This window comes from Leptothrix mechoopdaensis (SeqCode), assembly GCF_053893855.1.
Window position 1 is genome coordinate 3,639,683 of sequence record NZ_CM132699.1, and the last position, 19,562, is coordinate 3,659,244.

Genomic DNA, 19,562 nt, shown 5'->3' on the forward strand with positions numbered 1-19,562 from the left:
CCGTGAATACCCCGATGAACACGGGGATCGCGGCGCAGGCGCGACATTCCGAAGGGCGGCAAGGCCTGTCACGCGACGGTCATGTGACGGGGCTATTCGCGCGCCGGGCGAAGGGCTACAGAATCGCGCCATGAACACCTCCCAGCCCCCTGTCTCCGCCACCGTTTCCGCCACCGTTTCCGTCCCGGTCTCCGATCAGCCCGTCGCCGTCGTCACCGGCGGCGCGCGCGGCATCGGGTTGGCCATTGCCCGCTGGTTCCTCGACCGCGGCCATCGGGTCGCGCTGTGGGACATCGACGCCGAGACGCTCGGTCGCACCGCCGCCGAACTGGCGCTGCCCGAACGGGTGCTGGCGATCCATGTCGACGTCTCGCAGCCCGACCAGGTCCAGGCCGCGACCGACCGTGTCGTGGCCGCCTTCGGCCGCATCGACGCGCTGGTCAACAACGCCGGCGTGGCCGTGTTCAAGCCGGTCGGGCAGACCACCTGGGACGACTGGCGCACGGTGCTGTCGACCAACCTCGACGGCGCCTTCCTGTGCACGCAGGCGGTGGCGCCGGTGATGCAGCGGGGCGGGCGGGGTGGGGCGATCGTCAACATCGCGTCGATCTCGGGGCTGCGCGCGAGCACGCTGCGGGTGGCCTATGGCACCAGCAAGGCGGCGCTGATCCACCTGACCAAGCAGCACGCGACCGAGCTCGGCACGGTCGGCATCCGCGTCAACGCGGTGGCACCGGGGCCGGTCGAGACCGAGATGGCCAAGCTGGTCCACAGCGTGGCGATCCGGGCCGACTACCACGACGTCATCCCGCTCGAACGCTACGGCACGACCGAGGAAATCGCCCAGGTGGTCGGCTTCCTGTGCAGCGATGCGGCCAGCTACGTCAACGGCCAGGTCATCGCGGCCGACGGCGGTTTCGAGGCGGCCGGCGTGGGCCTGCCGACGCTGCGCCGCATGGCGCGTGGCGGCTGAGCGCCGATCCCGTCAGAGGCCCGGCCCGATGCGCGCGCCCCGCCAGATCGTCCACCCCGGCCCGTCGCGCCGCGAGGCCAGCGTGCTGCCGGTGCGGCTGGCCACGCATGATCTGAGGCTAGGCACCGGCACGAGCTTCCTGGATGCCGTCGACACGGCGGTGCGCGCGGCTTGCGGCGGCCCGGCCAGCGGTGTGCTGCACCTGAAGGGCGGGCGCTGCGAGCCGTGGCCCTATGTGCTGCCGGCGCTGTCGCGCACGCCCGAACACGCGGTGTATTTCAGCGAACGCCACGAGGCGGTCGGCGCGGTCGAGCTGGTCGAGGCGACCGTGACGCTGGGCCTGCGCGCCGATGGCCGGCCCTGGCTGCACAGCCACGTCGACTGGATCGAGGCCGACGGCACCCGCGGTTGCGGCCACGTGCTGCCCGAACAGGCCCGGCTGGCCGATGCGCCGCTGCAGGCGACGTTCTGGCAGATGCGCGATGCCGACTACACCGTGCAGGCCGACGAGGAGACGCGCTTCTCGCTGTTCAAGCCGGCGAGCAAGTCGACGCCTTCCCCCGATGCGATCGGCCATGCCGGCCGTCCGGCGCTGGCCGTGCGACTGGCACCGAACCAGGATGTCTGCGAGGCGATCGAGTCGATCTGCGCGGCGCATGGCATCGGCCGCGCGGTCGTGCGTGGCGGCGTCGGCAGCACGGTCGGGGCGGTGTTCGACGACGGCCGCGTGGTCGAGCCCTTCGTGACCGAGACGCTGATCCGCCACGGCACGGTCGAGCCCGATGAACACGGCCGGCCGCGTGCCGCCCTCGACATCACGATGATCGACTTCCACGGCGGTCGCCACCAGGGCCGGCTGGCCCGGGGCGAGAACCCGGTGCTGGTGACCTTCGAGCTGGTGCTGGACGTGCTGGACGTGCGGGACTGAGCGGCTTGCGCTGCGGCCGCCTCAGAGCACGGCCGTCGAGATCGCCGGCACCGCCGCGATGATGACCATGCCCCCGATCAGCGCGACGATGTAGGGCCAGATCGCGCCCATCGCCTCGTCCGGCGAGACGTTGCCGATGCGGCAGGCGATGTAGAAGCCCACGCCGACCGGCGGCATCATCAGGCCGATGTTCATGGCCACGACCACGACCATCGCGTAGTGGACGTCGTGCACGCCCATCGCCCGCGCGATCGGGAACATCAGCGGCGCCATCAGCAGCAGCGCGGGCAGGCCTTCCAGCACGCAGCCCAGCACCAGGAAGATCAGCATGGTCACGGCCAGGAAGCCGGCCACGCCGCCGGGCAGCGTCTTCATGAACTGCGCCAGCTGCTGGGCCACGCCGGACTGCGTGATGACCCAGGCCATCGCCAGCGCGGTGCCCAGGATCATCAGCACCGCGCCGCTGAGCGCGGCGGTCTCGACCAGCATGTCGTAGATCTTGCGGGCGCCGATGCCGCCGTACATCACCATGCCGATCAGCATTGCGTAGAGCACGGCCAGCGTCGACACCTCGGTGGCGGTGGCCACGCCGCCGCCGACCGCGCCGCGGATCAGGAAAGGCAGCACCAGCGCGGGGCCGGCGATCAGCAGCGTGCGGCCGACGGTCGCCAGCGAGGCGCGCCGGACCTGCTGCATGACCTCGTGGCGGGCCTTCCAGCGCGCCAGCACGGCCAGCGCGAGCAGCAGCACCATCGCGACCGTCACGCCGGCCTGGAACAGCCCGGCGATCGACACGCCGGCGACCGAGCCGAGCACGATCAGCACGATGCTGGGCGGCACGGTGTCGGCCATCGCGGCACCGGTGGACAGCAGCGCGATCATCTCGCTGGGCTTCTGGCCGCGCCGCTTCATCTCGGGGAACAGGGCCGGCGCGACGGTGGCCATGTCCGACACCTTCGAGCCCGAGATGCCCGAGACGATGAACAGCGAGCCGAGCAGCACGTAGGACATGCCGCCCTTGACGTGGCCGATCAGAGAGGCGAGGAAATCGATGATGGCCTTGCCCATGCCGGTGGCATCGAGCACGCAGCCCAGCAGCACGAACACCGGCACGGAGACCAGCACCAGGCTGGACATGCCCTCGTCCATGCGGCCGATCATCACGCCCACCGGCACATGGGTCGTGAAGGCCAGGTAGCTGAGCGCGCCGATGCCGAAGCAGAAGGCGATCGGCACGCCGGCCAGCAGGCAGACCAGCACGAAGCCGATCAGGAAGATGACGATGTTCAGGTGGCCCAGCGTGGCCAGCGTGGGCATGCCGGTCCAGCACAGGCCGGCGACCGCCGCGACCACGCCCGTGCCGACCGCCAGCTGCGCCACGCTGCAGGTGCGCCAGGCGTTCAGCAGCAGCACGAACAGCATCGCGACGATGCCGAAGGCGATGGCCGCGACACGCCAGCTGTTGGGCAGCTCCAGCGCCGGCGTGGTGACGAAGGCCTCGGACTCGACGTAGTCGAACGCCGGCTTGACCAGCGCCAGCAGGAAGGCCGCCGTCACCATCAGCCCGAAGGCCTGCACATGGCCTTGCAGGCGCTGCGGCAGGGCCGTCAGCACGACGGTCAGCCGCAGGTGTTCGCTGCGGTGGATGGCGATGGCCGAGCCCAGCATGGCCAGCCACAGGAAGGCGATCGAGACCGCCTCGTCGACCCACACCAGCGGCGCGGCCAGCAGGTAGCGCGAGGCCACGCCGGCCAGCAGCATCAGCGTGATCGCGGCCATCAGCGCGGCCGACACCACCTCGATGGGCAGCATCAGCCGCGAGCGGGCCTGCACGGCCTGCAGCTCGTCGGGCAGGGCGAAGGATTCCGGCGAGGCCGGCGAGTCGACGGAGGCGGTCATGGGTGCGTCTGCGGGCGGTGGGTCAGATCAGCTTGCCGGTGTACTTTTCCAGCAGCGCCCAGGCTTCCTCGCCGAACTTCTTGTGCCACTCGGCATAGAAGCCGGCGGCGCGCAGCTTGGCGCGGAACAGCTCGGCATCGGTCGTGTTGAAGGTCATGCCCTTGCCCTTCAGATCGGTCATCAGGCTGTCGTTGAGCTTCTTGACGTCGTCACGTTCGAGCTGCGCGGCCTTGTTGATGTGGCGCGTCACGATCTCCTGCAGGTCGGCCGGCAGGCGCGCGAAGCTCTGCTTGTTGGCCAGGAACCAGAAGCCGTCCCACATGTGGTTGGTGATCGAGCAGAACGGCTGGACCTCGTTGAGCTTGGCCGTCGCGATGATGGCCAGCGGGTTCTCCTGGCCGTCGACCACCTTGGTCTGCAGGGCGGTGTAGACCTCGGCGAAGTTGATGGTGGCCGGAGAGGCCTCGAAGGCCTTGAACATCGAGACCCAGAAGGGGCTCGGCGGCACGCGCATCTTCATGCCCTTGAGGTCGTCGGGCTTGGTGATCGGGCGGGCGCTGGAGGTCATCTGGCGGTAGCCGTTGTCCCAGATCTTCTCGAACGCGAACATGCTCGACTTGGCCGCGATCTCGCGGCGCACGTGGGCGCCGAGTTCGCCGTCCATCGCGGCCCAGACCTGGGTGTAGTCCTTGAACGCGAAGCCCACGCCGCTGATCTGCGCCGACGGCACCAGGTTGCCCAGGATCAGCGGCGACAGCGTGAAGAAGTCGACCGCGCCCTGGCGCACCTGGCTCAGCGTGTCGGTGTCGTTGCCGAGCTGGCTGCTGGGGAACACCTTGATCTCGACCCGGCCCTTGGACTCGGCCAGGATCTCGGCGGCCATCTCGTTGGCGCGCACGTTCATCGGGTGCGTGACCGGCAGGTTGTTGGCGTACTTCAGCGAGAACTCGGGCGGCTTGCCCTGGGCCAGCGCGCGGGTAGCGACACCGGGCAGCGCAAGGGCGCCGGTGCCGGCGAGCAGGGTGCGGCGATCGATCTTCATGGACTTGTCTCCTGTCGGTGGGGTGATGCGGGTTCGGGTCGGGATGACGGGGCCGTGGCCTCAGTCGGCCTCGACGGGCTGGATCTCGCCGCGCCGCAGCAGCTCGGCGCGCACGTCCTTCTTGGTGATCTTTCCGTAGCCGGACTTGGGCAGTGCGTCCCAGAAGAAGAACTGGCGCGGCCAGCGGTAGCGCGCGAGTCTGCCGTCGAGGTGGGCCAGCAGGCCATCCGCATCGACCGCAGGTGCGTGGCCTGCACGCCGCACCACGACGGCCACGCCGACCTCGCCCCAGTGGCGATCGGGCACGCCGAGCACGGCCACCTCGGCCACGCCGGGGTGGGTCAGCAGCAACTCCTCGCACTCGCGCGGGTAGACGTTCGAGCCGCCCGAGATGTACATGTCCGACTCGCGGCCGGTGATGTGGAGCAGCCCGCGGGCATCGAGCCGGCCGAGGTCGCCGGTGTGGAACCAGCCGCCGCGCAGCGCCTTGGCGGTCGCCTCCGGATTGCCGTGATAGCCGGCGAACACGGCAGGGCCGCGCACGCAGATCTCGCCGATCTCGCCGGTCGGCAGCGGGTGCAGGTCGGCATCGAGGATCGCCACCTCCATGCCGGTGCGCGGCCGGCCGCAGGAGCCGATGTTCGCGTTCGGGTCGGCATCGTCGGCGCTGTGCAGGTGGGCCGGCAGCACGCTGATGCAGCCGGTCACCTCGCCCAGGCCGAAGTACTGCACCAGCACGCGGCCGAGTTTCTGCAAGGCCAGGCGCTGGTCGGCCCGGTACATCGGCGCGCCGGCATAGATCACGTGGCGCAGGCTGGTGTGGTCGTGCTGGTCGACGGCCGGGTGTTCGACCAGCTGCTTGACGATGGTCGGCACGGTGAACAGGTTGCTGACGCGGTGCTGCTCGATCAGCGCCCAGACCACGGCCGGATCGAGCTTCTCGCCCGGCAGCAGCACGGTGGCCGCGCCCCGCGCGACGTTCAGCAGCATGTGGACGCCGGCCCCGTGCGACAGCGGCGCGACCGCGATCGAGCGGTCCGCCTCGGTCGTGCCGGGGATCAGGTCGGCCAGGTGGTTGGTGACCACGAAGGCCATCTGGCCATGCGTCAGGATGCCCGCTTTGGGGTGGCCGGTGGTGCCCGAGGTGTAGAAGAACCACAGCGGATCGTCGTGCGCGACGACCGCCTCGTCCGCCGCCGCGCCGGCATGCTCGGCCAGCAGCGCGTCATGGGTCGTGTCGCCGGGAAGGCCGTGGCCATCGGGCTTCGCGCCGATCCAGACGACCTGGCGCAAGGCCGGCGAGGCGGCACGCACCGCGTCGGCATGGGCGCCGAAGAGGCCTTCGGCCAGCATCACGGTGGCACCGCTGGATGCGCCCATGTAGGCGATCTCCGGCGGGGTCAGGCGGAAGTTGGTCGGCACCCAGACGCAGCCCATGCGGAAGGCGGCCCAGGCGCTCTCGAACATCGCGACGTTGTTGCGCGACTGGACCAGGATGCGCTCGCCGCGCTGCACGCCCAGCGCCTTCAGGCCGGCGACCAGCGCGTCGACGCGGCGGTCCAGCTCGGCCCAGGTCCACTGCCGCTCGGCGTGGATCAGGCCGACGTGGTCGGGGAACAGCCGTGCGGTCTGGCTCAGCAGCTGAGCCAGGTTGCAGGTCTGCGCGGCGTTCACGCGTGGCCCTCGGCGGCTTCGAGGATGCTGAGGTAGTTGGCCACCGCCGCGCCGCCCATGTTGAAGACGGCACCGCGCGCCGCGCCGGCCAGCTGCATGTCGCCGGCGCTGCCGCTGAGCTGCATCGCGGCCATGACGTGCTGCGACACGCCGGTCGCGCCGATCGGATGGCCGCGCGACTTCAGCCCGCCCGACGGGTTGACCGGCAACGCGCCGTCGAAGGCGCTGACGCCGTCGTCGATCACCCGCGCGCCCTGGCCTTGCGGGGCCAGGCCCATCGCCTCGTACTCCAGCAGCTCGGCGACGGTGAAGCAGTCGTGGGTCTCGACGAAGTGCAGGTCGGCCAGCGTGCAGCCGGCGTCCGCCAGGCCACGTTGCCAGGCCAGCGCGGCCCCTTCGAAGCGGGTCGGGTCGCGGCGCGACAGCGGCAGGAAGTCGTTGACCTGCGTGCGCGAACGCCAGCGCACCGCCGGTTGCGCGGCACCGCGCAGCGCTTCGTCGGACAACACGAGTGCGGCAGCGCCGTCGCTGACCAGCGAGCAGTCCGACCGCTTCAGCGGCCCGGCCACGAACGGGTTCTTGTCCGAGGGCGTGCGGCAGAAGTCGTAGCCCAGGTCGCGGCGCAGATGGGCATACGGGTTGCGCACGCCGTTGGCGTGGTTCTTCGCGGCGATGCGGGCCAGCGCGTCGCTCGGGTCACCGTGACGTTCGGCATAGGTGCTGGCGATGCGGCCGAACACGCCCGCGAAGCCGCCCGGCGTGTCGCCCTCTTCGCGCACGTAGGAACAGCGCAGCAGGATCTCGCCGATCTGCGCGTTCGGCAGCGTGTTCATCTTCTCCAGGCCGACCACCAGCACGCGCTTCATGCGGCCGGCGGCAAGGGCGTCCAGCGCCGCCCAGATGGCGGCCGAGCCGGTCGCGCAGGCGTTCTCCAGCCGCACCGACGGGACATGGCGCAAGGCGGGCACGGCCAGTGCCGCGAGCGCGCCGCTGAAGTCCTGACGCACGAAGCCGCCGTTGAAGTGGCCGACGAAGACGCCGTCGATGTCCTCCGGCGTCAACCCGGCGCTCTCGATCGCCGGGCCGGCAACGGCGGCGAACAGCGCTTCCGTGTCGAGCGCATCGAGCTTGCCGAAGGGCGTGTGGGCCCAGCCGACGATGTGGGGAATGGCGGCCATCGCGGTCTCCTGCGGGACTGCCGCCCGTGGAGGGGCGGTCTACCATGTGAACCAACTGTCGACCGGGCCGGGGCGAGCGTCCGCAATCGACTCGCTGGATGCTAGGTTTTCCGCAGGAAGATCCGGCCCTGTCGACGGCGCTGTCAGCAGAAATCGGTTCACGATGTGGACCAGGAGATCGGGGTAAATGCGGAGTTTCGAGTCCGATGACCGTGCGGCAGTCGCCGACGGCCTGCCCGGCGAACGCGCCGACACCGCCGGCGCGCAGACGCTGCGGCGCGGCCTGGCGGTGCTGCGGCTGCTGACGCGGGTGGGCCCCGGCGGCTTGCGCATGAACGAGATCGGCCGCCGCCTGGGCCTGAACAAGTCGACCGCGATCCGCCTGACACGCACGCTGGTCGACGAGGGTTTCGTGCTGCACGACCCGCAGTCGGGCGCCTACCGGCTCGGCCCCGAGGCCTTCGCGGTCGGCCTGGCCGCCGAGCCGAGTTATGCGCTGCAACGGCTGGCCGCGCCGCTGATGCGGGCGCTGGCGCTGGAGTCCGGCGACACGGTGTTCTTCACGGTGTTGCACGGCATCGAGAGCATCTGCCTGTCGCGCACCGAAGGCGATTTCCCGATCCGCAACCAGCTCGTCAAGGCCGGCGACCGCTGGCCGCTGGGCGTGGGCGCGGGCAGCTGCGCGATGCTGGCGGCGCTGTCGGACGCGGCCGTCGACGACATCCTGCGCCGCAACGCGGCCGAGCGCCTGGCCCGCTACCCCGGCTGCACCGACGCGGCCATCCGCACGCTGGTGGCGCAGACCCGCGCCCAGGGCTATTGCGTCAACCCCGGCCTGGTGCTGGAAGGCAGCTGGGCGATCGGCGTACCGGTCCACGACCGCGACGCCCGCCCGGTCGCCTCGATCAGCCTCGCCGCCCTCGAATCCCGCCTCGCCCCCGCCCGCCGCGCCGCCCTCGGCAACCGCCTGCGCGTGGCCAGCGAGGAACTGCAGCGCCTGCAACGCGAGGAAGCCGGCATGACGATGGGCGGCGGGGCGATCTGAAGGGTGTCGGCGGAGGATGGCTGTCTTGGAGCTCCGTTCGCCAGCCCGTCGGACACCGGAGGTGTCCGACCTACCGATGCATTCGATCCACGATGGATGCGCGACGAAACGCCGCCACCGGCCGGCGCACCTTCGGTAGGTCGGACACGGGACGTGTCCGACGGGCTGGTGCCGATGGGCCACCGGCCCCCAACGTCATTGAACGCACCCGGCACATCGCCCGGTACGTCTGCCGATCCAACCCAACATGTCGACCGGCACGAGCCCGTCGGACACCGGAGGTGTCCGACGTTCCAAAGACGTTCGATCCACGTGTGATGCGCCATGAAAAGCCGCCACCGGGCGGCGCACCTTCGGTAGGTCGGACACGGGACGTGTCCGACGGGCTGGTGCCGATGGGCCACCGGCCCACAACGTCATTGAACGCACCCGGCACATCGCCCGGTACGTCTGCCGATCCAACACAACATGTCGGGTGATGCCCCGCGAGGTGGTGTAAGTTTTTAGGCGAGGCGGCCCGTAGAGGGTGGCCATCGTGGTCCCGGATAAGGTTGAGGTGCGACCCACCAACCCTTGTCCAAAGGAAATCACGATGACCACCTCCACTATGGCATTGGCCGAACTGGCCGAGAAGGGAGCCGACGTTGATGTGCTGCGCCAGATGGTGCAGTTCATGGCCCAGAGGCTCATGGAGATCGACGTCGAGGGGCGCTGCGGCGCCGGCTACGACGAGAAGAGCGCTGAGCGTTTGAACAGCCGCAACGGCTTCCGGGATCGCACCTGGGAGACGCGTGCCGGCAGTGTCGAACTCAAGATCCCCAAGCTGCGCCAAGGCAGCTACTTCCCCGAGTTCCTGGAGCCGCGCAGAACCGCCGAGAAGGCGCTCACGGCGGTGATCCAGGAGGCTTACATCAAGGGCATCTCCACGCGCTCGGTGGACGACCTGGTCAAGGCCATGGGCATGAGCGGCGTGTCCAAGAGCCAGGTGTCGCGCCTTTGCGCCGAACTCGACGAGCGTGTCGGCGCGTTCTTGAACCGGCAGATCGAAGGCGACTGGCCGTACCTCTGGATCGACGCCACCTACGTGAAGACGCGCGAGGCGGGCCGCATCGTGAGTGTCGCGGTGATAGTGGCTGTGGGCGTGAACACCGAGGGGCAGCGTGAGGTGCTGGGCATCAAGGTCGGGGCCAGCGAGGCAGAGCCGTTCTGGACCGAGTTCTTGCGCAGCCTGAACCGACGCGGACTGCGGGGCGTCAAGCTCGTCATCAGCGACAGCCACGAAGGCATCAAGGCGGCCGCGGCAAAGACGCTCAAGGCCACTTGGCAGCGATGCCGCGTGCACTTCATGCGCAACGTCCTGGCCTATGCCAACAAGACGCAGCGGCGTATGGTGAGCGCGGCCATCGGCACGGTGTTCGTGCAGGAGACGGCCGAGGCGGCAAGGATGCAATGGCGCAGCGTGGCCGACCAGTTCCGCGAGAAGCTGCCCAAGCTCAGCGCCATGATGGACGAGGCCGAGAACGACGTGCTGGCCTTCATGGGTTTCCCCAGGGCGCATTGGCCACAGATCTACAGCACCAACCCGCTGGAGAGGCTCAACGCGGAGATCAAGCGCAGGACCAACGTCGTGGGCATCTTCCCCAATGACAACGCCATCACTCGACTGGTCGGGGCCATGATGCTCGAGCAGAACGACGAGTGGAGCCTGACCCGGCGCTACATGCAGCTCGAAGGCCTGCAGGCCCTCAGTGATACTGTCCCGACTCGGCTGTCTGCAGTGGCACGCTGAGTAACCCGCGCATCCCAGCCTGTCCGGGCTGTGGACTTACACCACGCGCTGGGACATCACCCATCAAAGTGGCAGTCCGCAGCCAACTCTCCCCCTGCCAAGGGGGAGTACGCCAACGGCGGGAGGGGGTTGAAGCGCAGGCCAACGCTGGCGGGTTGCGAACATCGCTGACCCCCTCCCCCCGGTGCCCGGGGTACTCCCCCTTGGCAGGGGGAGAGTTGGAAGAGCGGCGCGAGCGTCAGCGCGGTTCTTCAAGCCCCTAGCAGCGCCTTCGCGATCGGGGCGGGGAGGCCGAGGGTGGCGAGTTCGGTGCGGCTGAACCAGCGGCCCGGGCCCAGCGCGGCGCTCGGGTCGAACGGGGTGGGCAGGGTCAGGCGCAGCGGGTGCAGGGTCCAGTCGAGGTGGGTCAGCACGTGCTTGAAGGACGGCAGGGACTGCGCCGTCGCGCCGGACCCGGGCTTCGCGAGCAGCGTGTCGAGGGCCGCTTCGCGCGCCGGTGCGTCGTCGAACAGCGGCCAGGTCCACAGGCCCGCCCAGATGCCGCTGTGCGGGCGCTGCTGCAGCCAGACCTGCGCGGCGTCGCCGCTGCCGGCCTGCAGCCACAGGCACCAGCTCTCGCGGCGGCTGCGCTTCAGGCGCTTTTCCTTGACCGGGAAATCGGCCTGCCGACCGGCCGCGCGGGCGGCGCACGACGCCGTCAGCGGGCAGACCAGGCATTGCGGCTTGCGCGGGGTGCAGACGGTGGCGCCGAGGTCCATGACGCCCTGGGTCCAGGCCGGCATGTCGGACGGCGCCTCGGGCAGGAGCTGCTCGGCGATGCGCCAGAGCGTGCGGGTCGGTCCGGGCTGGCCGATGTCGCCGTCGAAGGCGAGCACGCGCGCCAGCACGCGCTTGACGTTGCCGTCGAGGATCGCGACGCGCTCGTCGAAGCAGAAGCTGGCGATGGCGGCTGCGGTCGACGGGCCGATGCCCGGCAGGGTTGCGAGCTGCGCGGCGTTGTCGGGGAAACGCCCGCCGTGATCGGCCACGACGGCCTGGGCGCAGCGGTGCAGGTTGCGGGCGCGGCTGTAGTAGCCCAGTCCGCTCCACTGGCCGAGCACGTCGTCGAGCGGCGCGGCGGCCAGCGCGGCGACGTCGGGCCAGCGTTCGAGGAAACGCGCGTAGTAGCCGAGCACGGTCGTGACCTGGGTCTGCTGCAGCATGACCTCGGACAGCCAGACGCGGTAGGGGTCGCGGGTGTGCTGCCACGGCAGGCCATGACGACCCTGCGCGCGCTGCCAGCGCACCAGATCGTCGGCGATGCGGGGCAGCGCGGGGTCGCGGGGCGCGGCCGGAGCCGGGCTGCGCGGGCTCAAGCCGGGCGGGCCTGGACCGCCGGCGCGGCCTGCACGGCCGAGCCTGCGAAGGCCTGGTCGATGCCCAGCGTGGGCACGCTCTCGGGCGCGACCCGCAGCGGCGCGGGCGGCACCTCGCCGGAGGCGATGTCGCGGCGCGTGGCCGCCGTGCGCGCGCCGTCGAACAGCGCGTTCAGGCGCGACTCGATGCGCGCCAGTCGCTCGTCCTGCTGTTCCAGCTCGGACAGGCGGACCTCCAGCTCGGCGGAGGCCTGCTGGATGCGTTCGAGCGATTCGCGCCGGCGCTTGAAAGCGCGGCGGCGTTCGCGCAGCTGGCCGTCGACCTGGGCCGAAGCCGTGCGGTTCCACAGCTCGATCTCGCTGGCCGCGCTCTCGAACACCACGCGCAGGCGCGACATCAGCATGCGCCGGAACTGTTCGAGGAAACGCGGCTGCGCCAGCCGCATCGCCTGGGTCAGGCCGAGGTACTGGATGTAGTTGCGCTCGATCAGCGCGAGGTCGTCGCGGAAACGGGTCAGGTCGGTGGTCTGGCCCAGCACGAGGCTGAAGCCGAACTCGGTGTTCAGGCGCGTGAACGAGGCCGACAGCATGTCGCGGATGTCGTGCTCGCGCTGGTGGGTCTCGTCGAGCACGCGGCGCAGTTCGGCGAACAGCTGCGTGAACGAGCGCTTGGCGCCGAGCTTGAGCAGCGAGTCGCGGATCGAGCGGATCATCGTGTCGACATGGACCCGCAGCGGCTCGCCCGACAGCGCCACCAGCAGGTCCTTGAGCATGCGCGTGTGGACCGCGCGCATGGCCTGCAGCTGGGTCGTGCAGCTCTCGAACTCGGCCGTCTCGGCCGAGACGCGGTGGAGCATCAGCGCGATCTTGCTGCTGTTCTTGCCGCGCAGCCCGCGCAGCTCGGAGATCTGTTCGGCGAGGTGGCGGCGCAGGTCCGTCAGGTTGCGGCTGGTGCTCTGCTGGACCACCGACAGCGCTTCGAGCGTCAGCTGCTCGAACACCGCCCGGCGCTGCGGCAACAGCTGCTGCGCCAGTGCCTGTTCGAGCGCCAGCAGGCGGCTGTCGACCAGCAGGCGCGCATTGCCCTCGACCCGCGCCTCCAGCGCCTGGCGGGCCGACAGCGGGAAGACACGCGCGCTCGGCATCTCCAGCGTGCGGGCGACCGAAGCGCACTGGGCGGCAATCTGGGCCTCGTTCTGCTCGACGCTGGACAGCGGGTCGTGCAGCGCGTCGATCTTGTTGAGCACGACGTAGCGGGTCAGCGCCTGCGAGGACAGGTGGTCACGCCAGATCGCCAGGTCGGAACGGGTCACGCCGGTATCGGCACCCAGCACGAACACGACCACGTGCGCGCTCGGCAGCAGGCCGACGGTCAGCTCGGGTTCGGCGCCGATGGCGTTCAGGCCGGGCGTGTCGATGACGACCAGACCGCGCTTGAGCAGCGGGTGCGGCACGTTGATCAGGGCATGGCGCCACAGCGGGATCTCGACCTGACCGTCATCGGTCATCGGCGGGTTGTCCTCGGGCAGGTCATCGCTCCAGAAGCCCAGCGCACGGGCCTCGTCGATGCTGGCGCTGCGGGTGCCCATGACGGCCTTGAGCGCATCGGCGAAGGACTCCGGATCCTTCACGTCGATGATGCGCTGCTCCCAGGCGCGCGGCTGGCTGCGCAGCTCGGACAGCGAGGCGCCGTCCAGCCGCGTCTCGATCGGCAGCAGCGACAGGCCCGGCGGGTCTTCCGGCTCCCAGCGCAGCTCGACCGGGCACATCGTGGTGCGGCCCGGCGTGGCCGGCATGATCCGGCGGCCGGCGTCGGCGAAGAAGATCGCGTTGATCAGCTCGGACTTGCCGCGCGAGAACTCGGCCACGAAGGCCACCACCAGCTTCTCGCCGGCCAGCCGCTGGCGCAGCGAGTCGAGCAGGTCGTGCGCCGCCTCGTCGAGCAGGCCGTGCTCACGCAGGAAACGCACCAGCTCGCGCACGCGCTCTTCAAGGTCTGCCCGCCACTGGCCCATGGCGTCCAGACTGCGGACAAAGGGCTCGTTCGGGGTGTCGATGGGGATGTCGATCATGGGCATGCCAGGCCGGGGAGGAAGGTCAGCCTCGAACCATCTTAATCCACGGTTCTTCTCGCCTGGGTTGACCTGGGCGCACATCTCGGCAGGAACCGGCAGCATCCCCGCGAACCCGGGGTGGACACGGCCTCCGACCGGCGTTCAACGCTTCTGGCAGACGGGGCAGAAGTAGGTCGCGCGCTGGCCCTGGACGATGCGGCGGATCGGCGTGGCGCAGCGCAGGCAGGGCAGCCCCGCGCGGTCGTAGACGCGGGCGTGGTCCTGGAAGGCGCCGCCCATGCCGTGGGCGTCGTGGAAGTCGCGCAGCGTCGAGCCGCCGGTCGCGACGGCCTGGCGCAGCACCTGGCGGATCGCGTCGACCAGCCGTTCGCAGCGCCGCGGACCCACGCGTGAAGCCGGCGTGCGCGGGTCGATGCCGGCGCCGAACAGGGCCTCGGAGCAGTAGATGTTGCCGACGCCGACGACCACGTCGCCGGCCAGCAGCGCCTGCTTGATCGCGACCCGGCGGCCGCGCAGGCCCTCGTGCAGCACCGAGGCGCTGAAGCCGGCTTCGAGCGGCTCGACGCCGAGCTTCTCCAGCAGGGCGCGGGCCGGCGGCAGGTCCGGGGCGGCCGACCAGACCACCGCGCCGAAGCGTCGCGGGTCGGTCAGGCGCAGCACGCCACGGTCGGTCTGCAGCTCGACATGGTCGTGTGGACCGGGCGGCGGCAGGCTGGCCTCGAAACGCAGCGCGCCGGACATGCCCAGGTGCCACAGCAGCCCGCCAGGCGGCGTGGCGTCGGCCGTCGGTGCGGCCAGCGGCATCCACAGGTACTTGCCGCGCCGCACCAGCCGGCCGATGCGCAGACCGCCGAAGCCGGCCGGATCGCGGCCCAGCGGCCAGCGCAGCGGCTTGCCCAGCCGCATCGAGACGATCGTGGCCTGGTCGAGCCGATCGACCAGGCTCAGGCGGGTGACTTCGACTTCGGGCAGTTCGGGCATGACGGGATTATCGAATCGCGACCCGGCCCGCCGGAGGCCCCCGCCTAGAATGAATCGATGCCTGGAGTCCGATCGATGCGCATCCTGTTCCGCCCCGCCACCACCGCACCGAACGGTGCCCGGACCCTTGCGATGAGGCCGTCGCGGTCGCCCCTGCGGCAGCGCTGGACGGCGCTGGCGATGGCCGCGTCGCTGGCGCTGATCGGGGCCGATGCGCTGGCCGGTCAGACGCCGCTCGCCCAGGCCGGCAAGACCGCCGCGAAGAAGACCTCGCCGCGCACCGACGGCAACTCGTCGCTCGATGCGCAGACCTTCTACCAGCTGCTGATCGCCGAGCTGGAGCTGCGCAACGGCGAGTCCGGCGTGGCCTATCAGGTGCTGCTGGACGCGGCCCGCCGGACCCGCGACGAGGCCCTGTTCAAGCGCAGCGTCGACATCGCGATCGAGGGCCGCGCGGCCGAGCAGGCGCTGGCCGGCCTGAAGGCCTGGCGCCAGTCGCTGCCGAAGTCCCACAACGCCGCCGCGATGCAGGCCCAGGTGCTGATGGCGCTGGGCCAGCAGCAGGAAGCGCTGGAGCCGATGCGCGCGACGATCGAGCTGGCCCCGGTGGCCGACCGCCCCGGCGTGATCGAGGCGCTGTCCGGTCTGGTGCTGCGCGGCGAACAGGCAGCGGCGGGGGCGGCGGTGCTCGACAAGGCGGTCGAGCCCTGGAAGGAACAGAGCGCTACGCGCGCCGCCGCGCTGCTGGCATCGGCACGCGGCTGGCTGGCGGCCGGCGAGACGCGCCGCCCGCTGGAGCTGGCGCAACAGGTCCAGCAGCTCGACCCGGGCAGCGACGGCGCTGCGCTGATCGGCCTGGAACTGTTCGGCAAGGACCCGCGCGCCGAAGCGCTGGCCGAGACCTACAACCGCGCGCCGAAGGCCAGCGCGCCGATCCGGCTGATCTACGCCCGTCGCCTGACGGCCGCGCAGCGCTACCGCGAGGCGCTGGCCGTCACCACCGACCTCGTCACCTACCAGCCCGACCACGCACCGGCCTGGCTGATGCGGGGCGCACTGCAGATCGAGCTGTCCGAGCCGGAGGCGGCGCGGACCTCGCTGGTGCGTTTCCTGGACCTGAAGGAAACGGCCCGTCCGGCCGACAAGGGCGATGGCAACGATGAAGGCGACGACGACGCCAGCAACGACGAGGCCGATGCGGCCCACGCTGCCGCAGCCGACCAGGAGCGCAACCAGGCCATCCTGATGCTGTCGCAGGTCAGCGAGCAGCTGAAGGACTTCGAGGGCGCGCAGCGCTGGCTCGAACGCCTGAGCGGCAACGACGACGCGTCGGCCGTGACGCTGCGGCGCGCCTCGCTGCTGGCGCGCACCGGCAAGCTCGACGAGGGGCGCGCGCTGATCCGCGGCCTGCCCGAGCGCAACGCCGACGACCGCCGTGCCAAGGTCATGAGCGAGACGCAGCTGCTGCGCGACGCGCGCCAGTGGCAGGCCGCCTACGACCTGCTGACGCGCGCCAACCAGGCCCAGCCCGACGATCCGGACCTGCTCTACGAACAGGCCCTGCTGGCCGAGAAGCTGCGCCGCCACGACGAGATGGAGAAGCTGCTGCGCCGGGTCATCCAGATCAAGCCCGACCAGCAGCACGCCTACAACGCGCTCGGCTACAGCCTGGCCGATCGCGGCGTGCGCCTCGAGGAGGCTCGCACGCTGATCCGCAAGGCGCTGGAGCTGGCACCCGGCGATCCGTTCATCGGCGACAGCCTGGGCTGGGTCGAGTTCCGCCTGGGCCGCCGCGAAGAGGCTGCACGCATCCTGCAGGAGGCCTACAAGCAGCGGCCGGACGTCGAGATCGGCGCCCACCTGGGCGAGGTGCTGTGGTCGCTCGGCCGCCACGACGAGGCGATGCAGATCTGGCGTGCCGGCCAGCAGCGCGACGCTGCCAACGACGTGCTGGCCGAGACGCTGACGCGGCTCAAGGTCCGCCTGTGACCTCCGGCTTGACGCGCAGGGCCGTCCTGGCCCTGCTGACGGCGACCTGCGCCTGGATCGCCGGCTGCCAGAACCTGGCCCCCGCCGTGCGCCCGGAAGGTGCCAGCCACACCGGCCGGCTCGCGGTCCAGGTCGACGGCGACGCGTCGCGTTCCTTCAGCGCCAGCTTCGAGCTGCACGGCCGCCCCGAAGCCGGCTGGATCGCGCTGGCCAACCCGCTCGGCGCGCAGATCGGCGTGGCCGAGTGGTCTCCGGCACAGGCGGTGCGGCTGCGCACGCCGGACGAATCGCGCCGCTATCCGAGCCTGGAGGCGATGGCCGCCGACCTGACCGGCCAGAGCCTGCCGATCGCCGCGCTGTTCGACTGGCTGGAAGGCCGGCCCTGGTCGTCGCGTCCGCATCAGGACATCGGCGCCGACCGCTTCGAGCAACTCGGCTGGAACGTGCGCACCGACCGCATCGCCGACGGACTGCTGGTGGCGGTGCGCGAACAACCGGCACCACGGGTGACGGTGCGCGCCAAGCTGGACGGCCACTGACCATGATCGACGCGCTGTTCGACCTGCCCGCCCCGGCCAAGCTCAACCTGTTCCTGCACGTCACCGGTCGCCGGGCTGACGGCTATCACCTGCTGCAGTCGGCCTTCTGCCTGATCGACTGGTGCGACACGCTGCACCTGCTGCGCCGCGACGACGGCTCGATCGCCCGCATCGACCTGGGCCCGGAACTGCCGCCAGACGACCTCTGCACGCGCGCCGCACGGGCGCTGCAGGCGGCGTCGGGGACGCGGCTCGGCGTGGAGATCCGCATCGACAAGCAGGTGCCCTGGGGCGCCGGGCTGGGCGGCGGCAGCTCGGACGCGGCCACCGTGCTGATCGGCCTGAACCGGCTCTGGGGCCTGGGCTGGCCGCGCGCCCGGCTGGCCGAGCTGGGCCTGACGCTGGGCGCGGACGTGCCGTTCTTCATCGGCGGACACAACGCCTGGGTCGAAGGCATCGGCGAACAGCTCACGCCGATCGACCTGCCCGAGCACCGGTTCGGCATCGTCAAGCCCGCGGTCTCGATCCCCACGGCCGCGATTTTTGGCAGCCCCCTCTTGTCACGCTCCACACCGCCCGCTATAGTGGCGGACTTTCTTGCAGACACCCTGACGTTTGGCAGAAATGACCTGCAGCCGTGTGCCGAGGCATACAGCGAACAGGTCGGCAAAGCGGTCAGGTTGCTGGAGCGCCATGTGGGCACAAGCCGCATGAGCGGATCAGGCAGCGCGGTGTTTGCAGGTCAACGAACAGAGTGCGCGGGGCAAGGCCCCGGCGCCATCGGCGAACCGACAGGTTGGCGGCAGGTTCTGGCGACCCTGCCCGATGACTGGATCGCACGGTGGTGTCGCAGTCTGCCGAGTCATCCGCTCAGCGGCTGGCTGGACGACTGAGGCGCTGGTTGGTTGCAAGGTTACGGTTCAAGGTCTGCTCGTCAGAGCGGTCCTGTGTAGGGGAGTCGCCAAGTTGGTCAAGGCATCGGATTTTGATTCCGACATGCGAGGGTTCGAGTCCTTCCTCCCCTGCCAAACCATCCATCAGGCGCCCGTCGGTCTCCGGCGAGGCGCCTGTTTCTTGATGTCGCCACATCACGCGGCCTCGCCCGCACCGGGATCACGCGCATGCTCGCCGACACCGTCCTCTTCACCGGCAACGCCAATCCGACGCTCGCGCAGGAGATCGCAGACGATCTGCGCATCGAGCTCGGCAAGGCCTCGGTCGGCCGCTTCTCCGATGGCGAAGTCACCATCGAGATCCAGCAGAACGTGCGCGCCCGCGACGTCTTCGTGGTCCAGCCCACCTGCGCGCCGACCAACGAGAACCTGATGGAGCTGCTGCTGATGGTCGACGCGCTCAAGCGTGCCTCGGCCCGGCGCATCACCGCGGTGATCCCCTACTTCGGCTACGCCCGCCAGGACCGCCGCCCGCGCTCGACCCGCGTGCCGATCAGCGCCAAGGTCGTCGCCAACATGCTGGAGGCCGCCGGCGTCAACCGGGTCCTGACGATGGACCTGCACGCCGACCAGATCCAGGGCTTCTTCGACATCCCGGTCGACAACATCTACGCCTCGCCGGTGCTGCTGTCGGACCTGCAGGGCAAGCGCTACGAGGACCTCGTGGTGGTGTCGCCCGACGTCGGCGGCGTGGTTCGCGCCCGTGCGCTGGCCAAGCAGCTGGGTTGCGACCTGGCCATCATCGACAAGCGTCGCCCGAAGGCGAACGTGTCGGAGGTGATGCACGTCATCGGCGAGATCGACAAGCGCAACTGCGTGATCATGGACGACATGATCGACACCGCCGGCACCCTCGTGAAGGCCGCCGAGGTGCTCAAGGAACGTGGCGCCAAGAGCGTGTTCGCCTACTGCACGCACCCGGTCTTCTCGGGCCCGGCGCTGGAGCGCATCGGCAACTCGCACCTCGACGAGGTCGTGATCACCAACACCATCCCGCTGCACGGCGACGCCAAGGCCATCCCGAAGGTGCGCCAGCTGTCGGTCGCCTTCCTGTTCGCCGAGACCATCCGGCGCATCTCGGACGGCGAATCGGTGACCTCGCTGTTCTCCGAGCAGAACAACAACTTCTGATCGATCTCGAG

General features: G+C 70.4%; 15 protein-coding genes and 1 tRNA gene. 9 read left to right on the top strand and 7 right to left on the bottom strand.

Translation table 11 applies throughout. The features are described 5' to 3' along the window. The first annotated feature begins 130 nt into the window (after positions 1–130). Together ACWA7K_RS15705 and ACWA7K_RS15710 are read left to right on the top strand one after the other, a co-directional pair. Entirely contained in the window at positions 131–973 is an 843-nt protein-coding gene (locus ACWA7K_RS15705) for an SDR family NAD(P)-dependent oxidoreductase (RefSeq protein WP_456162337.1), read from the top strand. A gap of 28 nt (positions 974–1,001) precedes the next feature. Beyond that, entirely contained in the window at positions 1,002–1,901 is a 900-nt protein-coding gene (locus tag ACWA7K_RS15710) for a PCC domain-containing protein (RefSeq protein ID WP_456162338.1), read from the top strand. A gap of 21 nt (positions 1,902–1,922) precedes the next feature. Here the strand turns inward: ACWA7K_RS15710 and ACWA7K_RS15715 are convergent, their stop codons facing one another. From ACWA7K_RS15715 to ACWA7K_RS15730, 4 genes are read right to left on the bottom strand one after another with little or no spacing between them, the layout of a single operon-like run. Then, on the bottom strand, positions 1,923–3,800 hold the full coding sequence (locus ACWA7K_RS15715) for a TRAP transporter large permease (RefSeq protein WP_456162339.1): 1,878 nt from the start codon (positions 3,798–3,800) through the stop codon (positions 1,923–1,925). A 22-nt stretch (positions 3,801–3,822) separates the two neighbouring features. Then, a complete protein-coding gene (locus ACWA7K_RS15720; RefSeq protein ID WP_456162340.1) occupies positions 3,823–4,842 on the bottom strand; it encodes a TRAP transporter substrate-binding protein in 1,020 nt (339 codons plus the stop codon). A gap of 60 nt (positions 4,843–4,902) precedes the next feature. Continuing rightward, complete coding sequence (locus ACWA7K_RS15725; protein ID WP_456162341.1) at positions 4,903–6,516, bottom strand: acyl-CoA synthetase; 1,614 nt, start codon at positions 6,514–6,516, stop codon at positions 4,903–4,905. Continuing rightward, positions 6,513–7,694, bottom strand: coding sequence for an acetyl-CoA acetyltransferase (locus tag ACWA7K_RS15730; protein ID WP_456162342.1), 1,182 nt, complete (start codon positions 7,692–7,694; stop codon positions 6,513–6,515). Before ACWA7K_RS15730 ends, ACWA7K_RS15725 begins: the two co-directional genes overlap by 4 nt. A 187-nt stretch (positions 7,695–7,881) precedes the next feature. On the opposite strand from ACWA7K_RS15730, the gene ACWA7K_RS15735 reads away from it, so the two are divergent. Both ACWA7K_RS15735 and ACWA7K_RS15740 read left to right on the top strand, forming a co-directional pair. Continuing rightward, entirely contained in the window at positions 7,882–8,739 is an 858-nt protein-coding gene (locus tag ACWA7K_RS15735) for an IclR family transcriptional regulator (protein ID WP_456162343.1), read from the top strand. 592 nt (positions 8,740–9,331) lie between these two features. Continuing rightward, positions 9,332–10,528, top strand: a complete 1,197-nt coding sequence (locus ACWA7K_RS15740) for an IS256 family transposase (RefSeq protein ID WP_456162344.1) — start codon at positions 9,332–9,334, stop codon at positions 10,526–10,528. A gap of 251 nt (positions 10,529–10,779) precedes the next feature. Here ACWA7K_RS15740 and mutY read toward each other — a convergent pair whose 3' ends face one another. The 3 genes from mutY to mutM all read right to left on the bottom strand — a co-directional run bounded on the left by mutY (position 10,780) and on the right by mutM (position 14,939). Beyond that, positions 10,780–11,883 (bottom strand): A/G-specific adenine glycosylase, encoded by a 1,104-nt coding sequence (gene mutY, locus ACWA7K_RS15745; protein ID WP_456162345.1) that lies wholly within the window; start codon positions 11,881–11,883, stop codon positions 10,780–10,782. Continuing rightward, positions 11,880–13,955 carry a dynamin family protein gene (locus tag ACWA7K_RS15750; protein ID WP_456162346.1) on the bottom strand — a complete coding sequence of 692 codons (2,076 nt, stop codon included), beginning with the start codon at positions 13,953–13,955 and terminating at the stop codon, positions 11,880–11,882. The genes mutY and ACWA7K_RS15750 overlap by 4 nt, the downstream gene beginning before the upstream one ends. A gap of 144 nt (positions 13,956–14,099) precedes the next feature. Next, a complete protein-coding gene (gene mutM, locus ACWA7K_RS15755) occupies positions 14,100–14,939 on the bottom strand; it encodes a bifunctional DNA-formamidopyrimidine glycosylase/DNA-(apurinic or apyrimidinic site) lyase (protein WP_456162347.1) in 840 nt (279 codons plus the stop codon). A gap of 132 nt (positions 14,940–15,071) precedes the next feature. Between mutM and ACWA7K_RS15760 the strand changes: the two genes are divergently transcribed. The 5 genes from ACWA7K_RS15760 to ACWA7K_RS15780 all read left to right on the top strand — a co-directional run bounded on the left by ACWA7K_RS15760 (position 15,072) and on the right by ACWA7K_RS15780 (position 19,551). Continuing rightward, a complete protein-coding gene (locus tag ACWA7K_RS15760; protein WP_456162348.1) occupies positions 15,072–16,928 on the top strand; it encodes a tetratricopeptide repeat protein in 1,857 nt (618 codons plus the stop codon). Positions 16,929–16,936: 8 nt separating this feature from the next. Then, positions 16,937–17,467 carry a lipoprotein insertase outer membrane protein LolB gene (locus tag ACWA7K_RS15765; protein WP_456162349.1) on the top strand — a complete coding sequence of 177 codons (531 nt, stop codon included), beginning with the start codon at positions 16,937–16,939 and terminating at the stop codon, positions 17,465–17,467. A 5-nt stretch (positions 17,468–17,472) separates the two neighbouring features. Continuing rightward, on the top strand, positions 17,473–18,360 hold the full coding sequence (ispE, locus tag ACWA7K_RS15770; protein ID WP_456168836.1) for a 4-(cytidine 5'-diphospho)-2-C-methyl-D-erythritol kinase: 888 nt from the start codon (positions 17,473–17,475) through the stop codon (positions 18,358–18,360). Positions 18,361–18,418: 58 nt separating this feature from the next. Beyond that, positions 18,419–18,495: transfer RNA gene (locus tag ACWA7K_RS15775), tRNA-Gln, on the top strand. A 93-nt stretch (positions 18,496–18,588) separates the two neighbouring features. After that, complete coding sequence (locus ACWA7K_RS15780; protein ID WP_456162350.1) at positions 18,589–19,551, top strand: ribose-phosphate pyrophosphokinase; 963 nt, start codon at positions 18,589–18,591, stop codon at positions 19,549–19,551. Positions 19,552–19,562: the final 11 nt, after the last annotated feature.

What these genes read in the sequence shown, in the direction of transcription:
- ACWA7K_RS15760 (WP_456162348.1), top strand. Translation starts at nt 15,072, where the DNA reads ATGAGGCCGTCGCGGTCGCCCCTGCGGCAGCGCTGGACGGCGCTGGCG.
- ACWA7K_RS15715 (WP_456162339.1), bottom strand. Translation starts at nt 3,800, where the DNA reads ATGACCGCCTCCGTCGACTCGCCGGCCTCGCCGGAATCCTTCGCCCTG.
- ACWA7K_RS15735 (WP_456162343.1), top strand. Translation starts at nt 7,882, where the DNA reads ATGCGGAGTTTCGAGTCCGATGACCGTGCGGCAGTCGCCGACGGCCTG.
- ACWA7K_RS15720 (WP_456162340.1), bottom strand. Translation starts at nt 4,842, where the DNA reads ATGAAGATCGATCGCCGCACCCTGCTCGCCGGCACCGGCGCCCTTGCG.
- ACWA7K_RS15750 (WP_456162346.1), bottom strand. Translation starts at nt 13,955, where the DNA reads ATGATCGACATCCCCATCGACACCCCGAACGAGCCCTTTGTCCGCAGT.
- ACWA7K_RS15730 (WP_456162342.1), bottom strand. Translation starts at nt 7,694, where the DNA reads ATGGCCGCCATTCCCCACATCGTCGGCTGGGCCCACACGCCCTTCGGC.
- ACWA7K_RS15740 (WP_456162344.1), top strand. Translation starts at nt 9,332, where the DNA reads ATGACCACCTCCACTATGGCATTGGCCGAACTGGCCGAGAAGGGAGCC.
- ACWA7K_RS15710 (WP_456162338.1), top strand. Translation starts at nt 1,002, where the DNA reads ATGCGCGCGCCCCGCCAGATCGTCCACCCCGGCCCGTCGCGCCGCGAG.
- ACWA7K_RS15705 (WP_456162337.1), top strand. Translation starts at nt 131, where the DNA reads ATGAACACCTCCCAGCCCCCTGTCTCCGCCACCGTTTCCGCCACCGTT.
- ACWA7K_RS15780 (WP_456162350.1), top strand. Translation starts at nt 18,589, where the DNA reads ATGCTCGCCGACACCGTCCTCTTCACCGGCAACGCCAATCCGACGCTC.
- mutM (WP_456162347.1), bottom strand. Translation starts at nt 14,939, where the DNA reads ATGCCCGAACTGCCCGAAGTCGAAGTCACCCGCCTGAGCCTGGTCGAT.